Source organism: Rhodanobacter sp. FW101-FHT13A11 (assembly GCF_058790335.1).
On record NZ_JBYTCN010000001.1, the window covers coordinates 451,701 to 466,542 of the forward strand.

The 14,842-nt window shown below is 67.4% G+C and carries 13 protein-coding genes; 3 read left to right on the top strand and 10 right to left on the bottom strand.

Annotation, left to right across the window (positions count from 1 at the left end; genetic code table 11):
- Window positions 1-478: 478 nt before the first annotated feature.
- The 3 genes from rpe to AC3WRN_RS02035 form a co-directional block, all read right to left on the bottom strand.
- Complete coding sequence (gene rpe / locus AC3WRN_RS02025; protein WP_492621660.1) at window positions 479-1,147, bottom strand: ribulose-phosphate 3-epimerase; 669 nt, start codon at window positions 1,145-1,147, stop codon at window positions 479-481.
- A gap of 93 nt (window positions 1,148-1,240) precedes the next feature.
- Window positions 1,241-2,053, bottom strand: coding sequence for a co-chaperone DjlA (gene djlA, locus AC3WRN_RS02030; RefSeq protein WP_492621661.1), 813 nt, complete (start codon window positions 2,051-2,053; stop codon window positions 1,241-1,243).
- The gene (locus AC3WRN_RS02035; RefSeq protein ID WP_492621662.1) at window positions 2,050-2,364 is read right to left on the bottom strand and encodes a c-type cytochrome; all 315 of its coding nucleotides are present in this window, start codon (window positions 2,362-2,364) and stop codon (window positions 2,050-2,052) included. The genes djlA and AC3WRN_RS02035 overlap by 4 nt, the downstream gene beginning before the upstream one ends.
- Before the next feature lie 126 nt (window positions 2,365-2,490).
- Here AC3WRN_RS02035 and AC3WRN_RS02040 point away from each other — a divergent pair, with 126 nt between their 5' ends.
- The 3 genes from AC3WRN_RS02040 (at window position 2,491) to AC3WRN_RS02050 (ending at window position 4,487) form a co-directional block, all read left to right on the top strand.
- A complete protein-coding gene (locus AC3WRN_RS02040; RefSeq protein WP_492621663.1) occupies window positions 2,491-3,387 on the top strand; it encodes a phosphoribosylaminoimidazolesuccinocarboxamide synthase in 897 nt (298 codons plus the stop codon).
- A gap of 225 nt (window positions 3,388-3,612) precedes the next feature.
- Window positions 3,613-4,083 (top strand): Mpo1 family 2-hydroxy fatty acid dioxygenase, encoded by a 471-nt coding sequence (locus tag AC3WRN_RS02045; protein WP_492621664.1) that lies wholly within the window; start codon window positions 3,613-3,615, stop codon window positions 4,081-4,083.
- Window positions 4,080-4,487, top strand: a complete 408-nt coding sequence (locus AC3WRN_RS02050) for a hypothetical protein (RefSeq protein ID WP_492621665.1) — start codon at window positions 4,080-4,082, stop codon at window positions 4,485-4,487. Before AC3WRN_RS02045 ends, AC3WRN_RS02050 begins: the two co-directional genes overlap by 4 nt.
- Before the next feature lie 79 nt (window positions 4,488-4,566).
- Here the strand turns inward: AC3WRN_RS02050 and AC3WRN_RS02055 are convergent, their stop codons facing one another.
- The 7 genes from AC3WRN_RS02055 to AC3WRN_RS02085 all read right to left on the bottom strand — a co-directional run bounded on the left by AC3WRN_RS02055 (window position 4,567) and on the right by AC3WRN_RS02085 (window position 14,615).
- Window positions 4,567-4,755, bottom strand: a complete 189-nt coding sequence (locus tag AC3WRN_RS02055; protein ID WP_492621666.1) for a hypothetical protein — start codon at window positions 4,753-4,755, stop codon at window positions 4,567-4,569.
- The gene (locus tag AC3WRN_RS02060; RefSeq protein ID WP_492621667.1) at window positions 4,739-5,752 is read right to left on the bottom strand and encodes a glycoside hydrolase family 43 protein; all 1,014 of its coding nucleotides are present in this window, start codon (window positions 5,750-5,752) and stop codon (window positions 4,739-4,741) included. Before AC3WRN_RS02060 ends, AC3WRN_RS02055 begins: the two co-directional genes overlap by 17 nt.
- Window positions 5,753-5,829: 77 nt before the next feature.
- On the bottom strand, window positions 5,830-7,392 hold the full coding sequence (locus tag AC3WRN_RS02065; protein WP_492621668.1) for an RICIN domain-containing protein: 1,563 nt from the start codon (window positions 7,390-7,392) through the stop codon (window positions 5,830-5,832).
- Between the two features lie 83 nt (window positions 7,393-7,475).
- Entirely contained in the window at window positions 7,476-8,864 is a 1,389-nt protein-coding gene (locus AC3WRN_RS02070; protein WP_492621669.1) for a sialidase family protein, read from the bottom strand.
- Window positions 8,865-9,249: 385 nt separating this feature from the next.
- On the bottom strand, window positions 9,250-12,051 hold the full coding sequence (locus tag AC3WRN_RS02075; RefSeq protein ID WP_492621670.1) for a TonB-dependent receptor: 2,802 nt from the start codon (window positions 12,049-12,051) through the stop codon (window positions 9,250-9,252).
- A 114-nt stretch (window positions 12,052-12,165) separates the two neighbouring features.
- A complete protein-coding gene (locus tag AC3WRN_RS02080) occupies window positions 12,166-13,350 on the bottom strand; it encodes a glycoside hydrolase 5 family protein (RefSeq protein WP_068092407.1) in 1,185 nt (394 codons plus the stop codon).
- 89 nt (window positions 13,351-13,439) lie between these two features.
- Entirely contained in the window at window positions 13,440-14,615 is a 1,176-nt protein-coding gene (locus tag AC3WRN_RS02085; protein WP_492621756.1) for an aldose epimerase family protein, read from the bottom strand.
- Between the last annotated feature and the right edge of the window lie 227 nt (window positions 14,616-14,842).

Here is a 14,842-nt window from a genome sequence, read left to right on the forward strand (position 1 = left end):
TTGTTGGTGGGGGAAGTCTGTGTTGCGCCAGGGGAGGAGGAACCCGCGCCGGGCCCGGGGCAGGACGACCCCGACCCCGACTGGCAGCCCCTGTAGCGCCGCGCCTCCCATTCCGTCCGACATGGTGGTTCCTTTCCCCTCCCCGCGAGGGGATTTTTTCGGCCCTGGACCGGACAGGCTGCGGCTTGCGCCCGTTCATAATTCCGCCGGGAACCAAACCGGACCACCCCGGTCAGTACTACTGATTGGTACCGTTCCTCTTGCCGTGGAACGTGCCGGCACGGCAGTCGACTCTCCCCTGTAAAGCGGTCGTGCCGGCACACCAATCAATGGTGTTCCCTCTCACGTCTACGACGACGTTTGCCCCGGCGCAGTCCTTCGCTGCGCCGGGATTTTTATGTGCGCGGCTCGGCCGATCGCCTGACGCATGGCGGCGGGAATCCCTAGTCAATCGCCTTGCGCATGGCGGCGGGCTTGCTTATCCAATCGCCTTGCGCATGGCGGCGATTTCGGCGCGGTAATCCTTCGCGTGAAAGATCGCGGAACCGGCGACGAAGGTGTCGGCCCCGGCGGCGGCGATCGCGCCGATGTTGTCGGCGGTGACGCCGCCATCGATTTCCAGCCGGATCGCGCGGCCGCTGGCGTCGATGCGCGCGCGCGCCTGGCGCAGCTTCTCCAGTGCGCCGGGAATGAACTTCTGCCCGCCGAAGCCTGGGTTGACCGACATGATCAGGATCAGGTCGAGCTTGTCCATCACGTAGTCGAGATAGTCCAGCGGCGTGGCCGGGTTGAACACCAGCCCGGCCTGGCAGCCCGACTCCCTGATCAGGCCCAGGGTGCGGTCGATGTGCTCGCTCGCTTCCGGATGGAAGCTGATCAGGCTGGCGCCGGCGTTGGCGAAGTCCGGCACGATGCGGTCGACCGGCTTCACCATCAGGTGCACGTCGATCGGCGCGGTGATGCCGTACTTGCGCAGCGACTGCAGCACCATCGGGCCGATCGTGAGGTTCGGCACGTAATGGTTGTCCATCACGTCGAAGTGCACCCAGTCGGCGCCGGCGGCGAGCGCCGCGGCGGTGTCCTCGCCGAGCCGGGCGAAATCGGCGGCGAGGATGGACGGGGCGATGACGGGGCTTTGCTTGCTCATGGCCTTCGGCTCTAAGGGTAGGAGCGCACCCTGTGCGCGATTGAAGTTTACGGCGTCACCGCTTCGTTGGCTTTTCGCGCACAGGGTGCGCTCCTACTTGAACCCGCGCATTTCCTTGATCCGGTCGTATGCGGCGTTGATCTCGCTGGCGCGCGCCTCGGCGCGCTTGCGCATGTCCTCGGGCAGGTCGCCGAGGCGGTCGGGGTGGTGTTCGGAGATCAGCTTGCGGTAGGCGCGCTTCACCGCGCGATCGTCGGCGTTGCGGTCGATGCCGAGCACCGCGTACGGGTCCGGCCCCTGCGCGGCGCGCTGCGGCGGCACGTAGCCGCCGCCGTACGCCTGGCCGCCGCCATGACCGCGCGATCCGCCGGGACCGGCGTTCCACGCGTAGCCCTTCATCGCCATCAGCGCCATCAGCTCCATGTCGCTGATCCGCAGCGCGAACGCCAGCTGGCGCAGGATCGCCATCTTCTCCGGCGGCGGGTTGCCCTCGGCCAGCACCGTCTCGATCACCACGTCGAGCACCGGGAACGCGTGGTCGCGGCGCAGGCCGACCCAGTTGCGCAGCGCGACGATGGTCTGGGTGACGTCGAACTCCGGCTGCTTGCCGGCGTTGAAGCTGGCCACCGCCTGCTTGCGCAGCTCGGCGTCCAGGTTCATCCGCGTCATCAGGCGTTCGGCGACCGCGATCTCCTGCTCCGACACGCGCCCGTCGGACTTCGCCACCGCACCGAGCAGGGTGAACAGCGGGCCGACGAAGCCGCCGGCTTCCGGCGTGGCGTTCTTGCGCTGGCTGTAGCGCATGTTGTCGAAGATGAAGCCGATCACCGCGCCGGTGATGGCGCCGGGCAAGTGCCCGATGATCAGGCCGAAGAACGCGAACCACAGCGTATAGGTATAACTCATGGGTTCCCCTGCGGCTGCGGTGGCTGTGCGCTGTACCAGCGCGCCAGCGCGTCGAGTTCGGCATCGCTGACCGGGCCGATCGCGGCGCGCATCACCGGCATGTTGCGGCGGCCGTCGCGGTACTGCTTCAGCGCGTCGCGCAGGTAGTCCAGCCGCTGGCCGGCCAAGTGCGGCACGCCGGGCACGCCGGCATGGCCGTTGGCCCCGTGACAGGCCGCGCACAGGCCCAGGCGGGCGGGCTGGGCCGGCGTCTGTGCGCGGATCGGGAGGGCGGCGAGCAGGCAGAGCGCCGCGATCAATGGAATACGCATCGGCAACAGATGGGGCCAGGGATCGCCAATTCTAGCAGCGCCTCCGGATTTCCCTGGGCGGCGTTTCCGGCGCCGCGGCCGCAGCGGCTAGAATGGGTGCTTCCCCGCCACGTGGAACCCGCCGCCGTGCCCACCACCCTGCCGCAATCGAACCTGCCTGGCCTCGAGCTGATCCACCGCGGCAAGGTGCGCGATGTCTACGCGTTGTCCGACGATCGGCTGCTGATGGTCGCCACGGACCGGTTGTCGGCGTTCGACGTGGTGCTGCCCAACCCGATCCCGGGCAAGGGCGAGATGCTCACCCGGATCTCCAACTTCTGGTTCGGCAAGACCGCGCACCTGGTGCCGAACCACCTGCTCGACGTGCCGCTGGCCGAGGTGCTGCCGCCCGGCGCCGACCTCAAGCTGTACGAGAAGCGCGCGGTGGTGACGCGGCGGCTGAAGCCGGTGCCGGTGGAGGCGATCGCGCGCGGCTACCTGATCGGTTCCGGCTGGAAGGACTACCAGGCCAGCGGTTCGCTGTGCGGCATCGCGCTGCCCCCCGGCCTCCAGCAGGCGCAGCGGCTGCCCGCGCCGATCTTCACGCCCTCGACCAAGGCCGCGGTGGGCGACCACGACCAGAACGTCAGCTTCGACGCGGTGGTGGACGCGGTGGGCGCCGACCTGGCCAACCAGGTGCGCGACGCCACCCTGGCGATCTACCGCTGGGCCGCCGCCTACGCGGCCGAGCGCGGCATCATCATCGCCGACACCAAGTTCGAGTTCGGCACCGACGCGAGCGGCAAGCTGTACGTGATGGACGAGATGCTCACGCCGGATTCCTCGCGCTTCTGGCCCGCCGACGAATACAAGGTGGGCATCAGCCCGCCCAGCTACGACAAGCAGTTCGTGCGCGACTGGCTGGAGACGCAGCACTGGAACAAGACCGCGCCCGGCCCGGTGATCCCGGACGAGGTGATCGCGCGCACCGCCGCCAAGTACGCCGAGGCCTTGCAGCGGCTGGCCGGCATCCGGCTCGACTGAAGCGTCCACTGAGAGGCTGTGACACCACAGCCTCTCAGCCCGGCCACGGCGAGGGCATGGATGCCCGAGTTAAGGCAACGCAGGAGCAGTTGCCCGATGGCCGGTCGCGAATTTGGCACGCAAGTGCCTGATTCGTGTGAGCGAGTCCGGACATGCGCCGGACTCGCGATTGAAAAAAGCCACAGGAAGTGGTTTTTTTCACAGGCATCCGAAAGGGGAACACCCATGCGCACCATGCAGGACTGGCTCGACAGCTACAGCGGCGACCACCGCAACCCGGTCAACCAGGTGTTCCACTGGTTCTGCGTGCCGCCGATCGTGTGGTCGGCGATCGCGCTGCTGTGGGCGATCCCGGTGCCGGTCAGCCAGCTGCGCCCCGGTTCGTGGGCGGTGCTGGTGATGGTGCTGGCGTTCTATTGGTACTGGAAGCGCTCGCACCGGCTGGCGGTCGGCCTGCTGATCGCGCTCGCCCTGCTCGGCCTGCTCACCCACTTCCTGTACGGGCGGCTCGGCGCCGCGCAGTTGTGCTGGCTCGCGGCCGGCGTGTTCGTGGTCGCCTGGATCGGCCAGTTCATCGGGCACAAGTTCGAAGGGCGCAAGCCCAGCTTCCTCACCGACCTTTCCTACCTGCTGATCGGCCCGGCCTGGCTGATGGCCAAGCTGCTGCGCAAATTGGGATTCAAGCAAGTCACATGACCACCCTGCTTACCGTGATCAGCACCCTGCTGTGGTGGGTGCTGTACAGCAGCATCGCCGCACTGGCGTCCGCCCTCGTCGGCTGGTGCGTGCTGCGCTGGACCGAGCGCTGCGCGGTGGTGTTCAACCGCATCTACCTGGCCTGCCTGCTGTGGACCATGATCGGCATGTTGCTGGTGGTCGGCGTGGCCGCCTACGAAGGCCGGTTGCACCCGCCCTACGCCGCACTGCTGGGCTCCGGCCTGCTGCGCGGCACGCTGGTGCTAGACATGCTGATCGGCAGCGTGCTGCTGTGGCGGCTGGTGCCGCGCATCGACGCCCATCGCATCCGCCCCGGCAGCGCGTGCATGGCGGTGGCGGTGATCATGGCGCTCGGCTTCGGCGTGGCCACCAGCCTGGCCTGAGCCAGCGGCAGCCCGCACGAACCGGGCGGCATGCAGCCGCCGGGTTTCGCATCCGCAGCGCCACGGCGCGCGGCTCCGCTCAGTGCATTCCCCATACGGCCGCGCCGAACAGCATCATCATGAGCAACCCGATGACCATGGCCACCACGGCGCCGATCGCCAGGTAGACCACCTCCACCAGGCACGCCTTGCCGAACCCGATCCGGCCGCCGGTCTGCGACGGCAGCCGGTAGTTCCGGAGACCTTGCCTTTCAACGGCCCGACGCACGCTCCGCCGGCGGCCGGCCCGGCTCACCGAAGTCGGGCCAGCCGCCGGCCGTCCAGCCGATCGGCTGGATCCGCGGCGCACGGCGCGCAGTGCACTTCCAGCCTGGGCCGCCATTGGCGTGATAGATGATCCAGTCGCGACCGTCCGGCCCTTTGAAGAAGCCATTGTGGCCAGGCGCATAGATGCCGCTGCGCAACGAGGTGGCAAATGATGGCCGGGGCGATTTGCGCCAAGATGCCGGGGCCAGCAAATCGGCATCGCTGTCGGCCTGTAACAGGCCGAGGGCATAGTCGTCGGACCAGCATGCACTGGCCGAATAGCTGAGGAATACCTTGCCGTCCGGCCCCTGCAGGAACTCCGGCGCCTCGAGGATCCGGCGTCCGCCCCGCATCTCCCAGGCGTATGTCGGCGCGGCGATGTCCACTTGGGGCGCCGCCAGCGTCCACGGATTGGCCATCGGCGCAATCACCAGGTCGCTGTGGTCGCCGACGTAGGCGGAGTAGACGAAATACCAGCGGCCGGCATGCTGGAACACGGTGCCGTCGATGCCGGTGTGCGCGGTCTTGAGCATGCCGCGCTCGACCCAGTGGCCCTGGGTCGGATCGGGCGAGGCGTTCTCCAGCACGAACACGTGGCGGTGGGCGTCGTCGTTGTGCCGCACGTCCGCCGCGGTGAAATACAGGTACCACTTGCCCTCGATGTAGTGCAGCTCGGGCGCCCAGACCGCGGCCGACGCCGGGCCGCCGGCCGGTGCGCGCCACACCACCACGGGCGCAGCATCGGCCAGGTGCCACAGGTCGATGGTCCTGCGCAGTTCGATGCGGTCACCCGAGGTACTGGTGTAGTAATAGACCCCGTCGCGCCGGATCACCCATGGGTCGGGTCCCGAAGGCAGCAACGGGGTAGCGTAGTCCTGCGTGTCGGCCGCGAGTGCCTGGATGCTGGCGAGCAGAAAGATCAGGCTTGCGAGCATCGGGCGGCAGTGCTTCGTGGGCATCGCGTCTCCAGAGAAGGTCCGCGCCGGCGCGTGGCGCGGATGGAACGGTGGGGACCACCCGCCGCTCCGGCGGTGGCTTACTGCAGCACCCACTGCTGGGTACCCAGGCCGTTGTCGGTGTAGATCTGCAATTGGGTGCCGGCGGTGGTCGAGCCGGCAGGGTCGTCCAGCGCCAGCTCGCCCGAGGCCCGGGTCAGCAGCTTGTAGCTGCCATGGCCGACGTCGACCACCTGCCAGCTCTGGTTGGCGTTACCGACGCAGCCCCACAGCGTGACCAGGTTGCCTGGCGTGGCGCTGCCGCCGGTGTTGTCCAGGCACAGACCGGTGGCTTCGTTCCGGAGACTGAAGAACCCGTTGCCCTGCGCGCGGAAGGTCCAGCGCTGCACGCTCAGCCCATTGCAGGTCCACAACTCCGCGCTGGTGTTGTTGGCGGTCGACCAGCCGGTGTTGTCCAAGCACAGGCCACGCGCGAACACGCTCTGCACGGCGTAGGTCGAGCCGTCGGCCGGCAGCCGGTTCCACGGCATGTGCCCGAAGTAGGTGATGCAACCGCCGTTGAGGTAGTCCGAGGCGAGTTCCAGGATGCCCGAGCCGTCGGCTTCGGGCAGCAACGCCGAGGAATAGTTCGGGCAGTAGTTGTCGTAGGCGCCCGGCACCTGCACCGGCGCATCAATCGTGAACCAGTGGCCCACACCATCGGCCTGCGTATTGACGAACAGGACCTTGCCGTTGGACGGCGAGACGCTGCCGTTGGATTCGTACATCACCTGGCCGACCAGCAGGATCGCGCCGTTGGCGACGGACAGCACCGAAGGCGTCCAGTGGTTGAGCGGCGCATGCTCCAGATACTGCCCGGTGGCGGTCTGCACCTTGGTGCCCATGTTGGCGGGATCGCCGAAGTACCAGCCGTCCACCGACACGCGCGAGAACACCGTGCACGCCGCCGGTCCGCACAGCTCGTAGCTCATGAAGAAGTGCCCGTTCGGCAGTTGGCTGACCGTGATCATGCCGGGCCGGTCGCCCGGAATCGCGCTGCGCACCGTATCGGTCGGGTTCTGCCAGCTGACGCCATCGTAGCTGCGGATCTGCGCCAGCTTCTGGCTGCAGCAGGGATCGGTCTCGTCGGACCAGAACATCGCCAGCGCGCCGTCATTGGCGACCTCGAACTCCGGCTCCCACAGACCGTGGCTTGCGTCGCCCGCGCGCACCGGCGTGCTGTGGTAGCTCCAGTGCGCGCCTTGGTCGGTGCTGGTATAGACCTCGATCGCCGGCATGCCGCCGGAGAAGTAAGAGGCGGCGGACAACAGCGTTCCCGCGGCGAGATTGCCCACCGCGCGCGGCAGCTCGTACAGCGTCGCGCAACAGCGTTCGCTGCTGCCGCCGATGGTGGGCACGGGCCCGAGCGCGCTCCAGCTCGCGCCGTCGTCGACGCTCTGGAAAATGATGCCGTTGGTGCTGGCGATCAGGCGCCCGTTGACACCCGCCGGTCCGTGCGCCAGGCGCACCACGCGCGGGTATAGCGTACTCCCCTGCAACACGGTGCCCGAGGCCGCCCACGCGCTGTGCGCGATGACCATCGCGCACAGCGCGAACACCAGCCGTACCAGGGCTTGTCCGAAAATCCGATCCAACGCTTGCATGTCTCCTCCCAGGCCGCGCTCGCGGCTGCGATGGCGCCGGTAGCGCCGGCGTGCGCTTTCCCCTGTCGCAACAATCGCCCGCATCAGCCGCCCGGCGTTGCCGGGTCGAGCTGCACGTAGTCCACGTCGGCCGCATGCCGGGCGCCCTCAAGCACGACTGTGTTATCGCCCTTGCGCAAGCCGCCGCTGGCGGTGGCCACATGCCAGCCGTCGCGGTCGGGGCGATCGGTCGTTTTCCAACCGGTGCCGTTGACGCGCAACACCGGCAGCGCAGGCCGGAAGCCCAGGTCCTGCCAGCGGACCGTGGCGCGATACATGCCGCCGGCTTCGACGTGCACCGGGAAGGAAAGGCGCCCGCCCGGCGCCGAGGCCATGCGCGCCTTGGCGCCGTTGGATGCCGTCGGATCGCCGATGCGCACCGCCCATTGCCGCACGGCGTCCTCGGCTTCGTAGCGATCGAACCGCGCAGGTGCGCCGGCATGCATGACCACATTCCTGCCCGCGTCGGCGGGGGCGGCGGCGATCGATGAGGTGGTCGCATGCCAGAGGAGGTCGCCAGGCATGTCCAGCAGGGCCTGGGTCCAGCCGGCGTGGATATTGCCGGTAAGTTTCCGCACCGGCGCTTCGGCCTCCCACCACGGCCCGCGCCCGCCGGTGTTGTTCCAGTACAGGCTGCGCCCGGAGGGATCGCCGTCGCCGCCAGCGCGTTCGGCCAGCACCGCCACGACGCCATGCCCGCCACGCCAAGGCAGCCAGCGCACGAACGGCGAGGCAGCCGGCCACGCCCCGGCCGGCGTGTGCACCGGTGTGCCGCGATCGTGCGGATCGCCCCAGTGCATGCCGTCGGTGCTGAATTTCAGGTAGACCTGCCCGTTGCGGGGACCGTCGATGTCCTCGTAACTCATGACGTAGCTGCCGTCGGGCAGGCGATCGACCACCGCCATGCCCGGACGCTCGACGCCACCGGAGATCGCCACGTCGACTGTCTCCTCGCCCCAGCTTCGGCCGCCGTCGGCGGAGACCTTGTGCGCGAGCAACTGGTTGTAGCCGGCCTCCTTGTGCCCCTCGCTGGAGTAATAGGCCACCAGTCGCCCGTCATCCAGACGATGGATGTTCGGTTCCCACACGCCGTGGTTGTCCTTGTCGCCGGGGTTGCCTCCGCCCTTGACGATCGAGCCCCGGTAGCGCCAGCTGCGGCCGGCGTCGGTGGATACGTAGAGCTGCAGGTCTTCGGCGACCAGGCGTCCCTGCGCGTCGTTGCCGGTGGCGTTGGCGGCCAGCAGCAGCGTGCCGGCCTGCAGGTCGGCACTGGCTTTGGACAGCTCGGAAAGGTGTGGCTGCCAGCGCAGTTGCCAGCGTGCGTCGCTGGCGTGCGCCTGGTCGGTGACGTTGGCAACGAAGCGCCAGCACGCACCCTGGTCGCGGCTTTCGTAGAGCGGCAGACCGCCCATGCCGTCGCGCTCGAAAGTCATGAGCATCCGTCCGGACGCCCCGGCCTCCGACTGGTGGGCCAAGCGAACCACTGAGACGTAACCGACGCCATCGGCCACCACCTCGCCGCACATGGCGGACGGCGCCGACGCCGCATGGCTTGCCACGCCGGCATAGCCAAAGGCCACGGAAAGACCCAGGAGCAAGGGACGCATCATGGAACACCTCCGGATCCGGGACGGATATACGCACCCGCGGCATCGTGCGGCCGACGCCGACATCGAGCGGTGCCGGGGCCGCCGCACCCCAGTACGGCACGGAAGGCCCCGCCGCCGCCCGGCATGCTCATGCGCGCACGCCACCAGGCACGGATGAGGAGGAGGCGACGACGGCAGCGGGGAGGGGTGCTGCCATCGTCGCCTCCGCTCAAAACTTGAAGCGCACGCCCAAGCCCACGGTACGGTCCTGGTAACGGATATCGCGCGGCCGTGTGTTGCCGCCGCCCCAGTACTGGTGCAGATCCTCGCCGGTCAGGTTGGTCGCCGACAGCACCATCGTCGTATAGGGGTTGACGTCATAGCCGATCGACAGGTCCAACTGGTTGGCCGGCTTGATCTCGTCGTGGTTGCCGGCCACGGTCGGCTGGGTGAAGAAGTCGATGAACCGGCTGCGGTAGTTATAGGCCAGCCGCGCCGAGAAGCCGTACTTCTCGTACATCAGCACCGCGTTGTAGTTGTTCTTCGACACGTTCTGCAGCGGCGAGGCCACTTCCGGGCCGCCGATATACTGCGGCGAGCGGGTCGAGCCGTCGATGTAGGTGTAGTTGAGCTGCACGCCCAGGCCGCTGAGCGCGCCCGGCAGGAAGTCGAAGAACTGCTGGTAGGCCACCTCGGCGCCGTTCAGGTGACCGCTGCCGGCGCTCTGCGGCGAGGACAGCTGGTAGGCCGCGCCGTTGATCGTCACGTTGGTCACGTAGTTCTGGATGTAGCCGTTGATGTCGCGGTAGAACACGCCGCCGCTGATATAGCCGGAAGGCGCGAAGTACCACTCCAGCGAGGCGTCGTAGTTGTTCGACTTGATCGGCTTGAGGTTCGGATTGCCGCTGGCGGCCGCACCCGCCCGGTTGATCGTGCCGGGATTGAGCGAGATCGACGGGTTGAGCTGGCCAAAGCCCGGGTAGGTCACGGTCTTGGCGGCCACCAGGCGCAGTTGCAGGGCATCGGTGAAGTGCAGGTTGAAGCTCAGGTTGGGCAGGTACACCGGTTTGCTGGTACCCACCGACAGGGGCGAGTAGACGCTGGTGGCGGCGTTGAAGGAGAACGCGTCGAGGTTGCGCTTGGTGCGCTCGATGCGCACGCCCATCAGGCCATCCACCGGCAGGCCGAACAGCGTAGTGTCGTAGCCCGCCTGCAGGTAGCCGGCCAGGGTCTTCTCGTCGATATGGTAGAAACGGCCCGGGTTCTCCGGCGCCAGGCCCGCGGGCAGTCCGTACAGGTTGCGAATCGCGTCGGCGTTGGCGGTGAGGTAGTTGAAGCAGCCGGTCAGCCAGGACACCGGGATCGCCGAGGTGGTCGGCATAGCGCAGAAATAGCTGTCCGGGAAACGGGCGGTGACCTGATTGGCCGGATTCGGCGTCTGCACGATGTTGCCGGTGCCCGCGCCGCCCGGCGGCGGCGTGGAAACCTCCACGCTGCCGGTGTACCTGGCCTTGTGGTCGGCATAGCGCAGGCCGAAGTCCAGATAGCTGAAGAAGCCGCCGTTGATGTCCCAGGTACCATCGCCGCGCCAGGCGTACTGCTTGCCGCGCTCGGTATGCCAGGTCTGGAACAGTCCATTGAGGTAATAGTTGTTCGGGTTGAGCTGCTGGTTGCCGCCCAGCGACCAGTTCTGCTGGTCGCCGGAAGTGCCGTTCCAGACCGTCGTGACCGGCCCCTTGAGGAAGGTGTCGATGATGAAGGTGTGGTCCTTGAACGACGTCGATCCATAGGACAGGTCCGAACTCAGGCGCAGTCGGTCCCCATGCCACTTCACGCCGATCGCGTGCTGCATGTCCTGGCCATGCTGCAGGTGGGCCTGGGTGCTGGTCGCCGCATAGGTGTTGCCGGTCCAGGTGCCGCTGGCGGCATCGCAGATGGTCTGGCCCTGGAACGGCGAGCCGGTGAGCTGGTCGGCGTAGCAGTGGTTGCTGACGGTGAGGTTGCTCGGCGTGACCGCGCCCACCGGGAAGGAGAAGTAGAACGGCTGGTTGTATTTGTCGGACACCCAGTCGTACAGCCCCTCGGCATAGAACTCGGTGTTGTCGTTGGGCTTCCACTGCAATGCGTAGTTGAGCTCCGGGCGCTGGCGGTAGCCGATGTTGTAGTCGGCGCCGAAGCCGTTCGGCGCCGCGATCAGGTTACCTGTGCCGGTGCGCATCGGCTGGCCCGTGCCGTCGGTCAGCACCTTGGGAAAATCGCCCCAGACCGCGTTGTACTGGTAGTGCTGCGCCATGAAACTGGCGTTGACCAGCGCGCCGACCTCGCCGATGCCAGTCTGCCAGCGATCGCTCGCCAGCACACTGAAGTTGGGATCGGTGCGGCCGCCGTACTTGCTGTGCGTGGCGGTATAGGTCACCGCAGCCTTCGGCCCGTCGAAATCGAACGGCCGATACAGCTGCATGTCGACCACGCCGGCGATGCCGCCGTCGGGCAGGCTCGCTTCGCTGCTCTTGTAGACCTGCACCGTCTTGACCGCGGTCGCCGGCAGGTTCTGGAACGCGAAGGCGCGGCCCACGCCACTGAAGATTTCGCGGCCGTTGAGCGTGGTGATCACGTTCGGCAAGCCGCGCACCACTACCGAACTGGTCTCGCCCTGGAAACCCTGCGCCACCTGCACGCCGGTGATGCGCTGCATGGCGTCAGCCACACTGTTGTCCGGCAGCTTGCCGATGTCCTCGGCGACGATCGAGTCGACCACCATGCGCGAGTCCTGCTTGAGGGACTGTGCGCTTGCCAGGCTCTGGCGAAGCGGCGTCACGGTCATCTGCGAGAGATCGACCACATGCTTCTTGGCGTCGTGGTCGGCGATACCTTTCTTGCGTGTCTTGGCCTGACCATCCTGGGTCGAAGCCTTGGCGGATTGCTGCGTTCCGGTGCCTTCGGTCGCCTGCGCGTCCTGGGCATGCGCCGGGGCGAAGGCAGCAGCGATCGCGGCCGCGAGGATCGTCAAGGAAATGCGGTTGCGGTACATGAATGGAAACCTCCCGTCAGAAGTGGGTTGGCCACCGGCCCTGCCGGCGCCATCGTTGGGTCATGCCGTCGGCGGGTTGGCCGCGCGGCTGGAAAACCTTGGGTGCGTGTCGCTCTAGGGGCGTGGCGCATCGGCCGGTGCGGGGAAACTGACTGCCGCTGCCGGAACCACGCCGCGGGGCGCATGCGAGAGCGCGCGCAGAATGTCGGCCTCGCGCTGGCGATACGGCGTGCCGTCCCCGTGCAGCAGATCGTGGAACCAGAGCGTTGGCGGCTGCAGCGTATAGGGGCGTTGCCAGGAATCCCACGGCAGCGTGGTCTGCGTGCGTCCTTCGACGAAACCCCAGTTGACCATGCCCACGTCGAGCTTCTTGGCCAGCGGCAACACGCCGTCGATGGTGGAACCGGCACCGCGTGCCATGTATTCGGTGCAGATCAGCGGGCGGCCGTAGCGGGCGAGCTGGCGCACGCGGCCGGCGAACTCCTCTGGCCAACCGTAGCTGTGGAAGCTGATCACGTCGGATTGCTCCAGCTGCGTACGCTCGACCGCGTTGAGCTTCGCGGGATCGGACCAGTCGTCGTCGTGCCAGAGGCCACTGGTGAGCGGCTGCATCGGCGCTGCGCTGCGCGCCCAGGCGAACACCTGCGGCAGCAGCCCGGCGACCAGCGCCACTTTGTTCTTCGGTTCGCGGGCGTCGTAGTCGCCGCCGCCGGGATTGTCCGGCTCGTTCCACACGTCCCAGGCGAGTACGCGCGGGTCCTTGGCAAAGCGGCCGACGACATCCTTCACGTAGTGTTCCAACCGCGGGTACTGGCCGGGATCAGCGAGCGCGACGCCAGGGCTCTGCACCCACCCGGAGTTGTGCACGCCGGGAATCGGCGGATGCTGCGGACCGAGCCGTGGCTCGGGATCCCAGCATGAATCGAACAGCACGAAGATCGGCTTGATGCCGTGCCTGCTCGCGATCGCCAGGAACTGGTCGACGCGGCGCTTGAAGCCTTCCGGATCCTGCTTCCACAGCAGATCGTGCAGGAATACGCGCATGGTATTCATGCCCAACTGCTGCGCCCAGCCCAGCTCCTTGTCGATGCGCGCCGGGTCGAAGGTGGGCGCCTGCCACATTTCCAGCTCGTTGATGGCATCAGCCGGAACATAGTTGCTGCCCAGCGGCCAGGGCTGATGTTCGTACCAGGCATGCGCCTGGGCCGGCGTCCAGCGCGCCGGGGCGTCCGCAGCCGGCGCGCGCGCGGAGAACAATGCGCTCACGCCGAATGCCAGGGCCAACAGTGCGTACTTCATGCGATCTCCTCATAGTGTGCGGACGCTTGCGCGGGGCAAGCGCTTCCCGTGACACCCGTTCCGGGCGCCGTGCAGCGCGAGCGGCCGGGTCAGCGCGCGCCGCGCGCCGGCTCGGCGGTGAAGCGATAGACGATCAAGTTGCGGTAGATTTGGCCGGGATCGAGCCGGGCCGATCCGAAGCTCGGGTGATTGGGAGTGTCCGGAAACAGTTGCGGCTCGAGCACGAACGCGTCGCCCTGCCGGTACACGTGCCCGCCGGTGCCGACCGTGGTGCCGTCGAGGAAATTGCCCGAGTAGAACTGCAGGCCCGGCTGCGCCGAGCTGAGCGTGAGCACGCGGCCCGAATGCGGATCCTCCACCCGCGCCACGGTGCGCGGCGCCGACGCCGGTGCGCGACTGATCACCCAGTTGTGATCGTAACCGTGGCCGTCGAGCAGTTGCGGGTCGTTGACGCGTATGTCGTGGCCGATCGGCTTGGCCTGGCGGAAGTCGAATGGCGTGCCGTCGACCTTGCGCTGCTCGCCGGTAGGAATGGAAGTGGCGTCAACCGGCAGGAACACGTCGGCCGGGATGGTCAACCGCTGGTCCATCACGCTGCCCGAGCCCTCGCCCGCCAGGTTCCAGTAGGCGTGGTTGCTGAGGTTGACGATGGTCGGCCGGTCGGTGGTCGCGCGGTAGCCGATCGATAGTTGATTGTCGTCGTCGAGCGTGTATGTCGCAGTGACCGACAGCTGTCCCGGATAACCCATGTCGCCGTCCGGGCTGGTGTAGGTAAGTGTCACGCTCGCCTTGCCCGCGTCATGGCTGACCTCGCCGATGCTCCACAGCACTTTGTCGAAGCCGCGGGTACCGCCGTGCAGTGAATTGGGGCCGTCGTTTACAGGCAGCTGGTAGGCATGACCGTCGAGTACGAAGCGCCCCTTGGCGATGCGGTTGGCGTAGCGACCGACCGTGGCGCCGAAGTACTGCGGCCTCCCCAGGTAGCCCTTGAGCGACGGGTAACCGAGCACGATGTCGGCGAAATGGCCCTCCCGGTCGGGCACGCTGAGCGACTGCAGGCTCGCGCCGAGCGCGATCACCCGTGCCGACAGTCCGTGCGCGTTGGTCAGCACGACCGCATCCACGCTCCGGCCGTCGGGCATCGCACCGAAAGTCTCCCGTCTTGCCATGGTCCCGGCGTGAACCGTCATCGACAGTGCCGCCAGGCCGAGCATCGAACCCATCCATCCTGCACGCCGCATGTCCCCCGAACCCCTTGCCGCCATCGAAGTGCAACCATGCAAACACATTGTATGATTATCGTGCAAGTGTCCGCAGGAATGAATTTTTTCTTTGTGCGGCGCGACATTGCGGGGGCGCCGGTCTGCAAGAGAGCATTCCCGGCATCGCCACGCCGCGTGACCGGTGGACAACGACGCTGCCGCGAGCTCAAACATTGAGTGCAATTCCTGCAGCGCATCATCGATGCTTCTGCGAACTGCTGCGGAGGAAC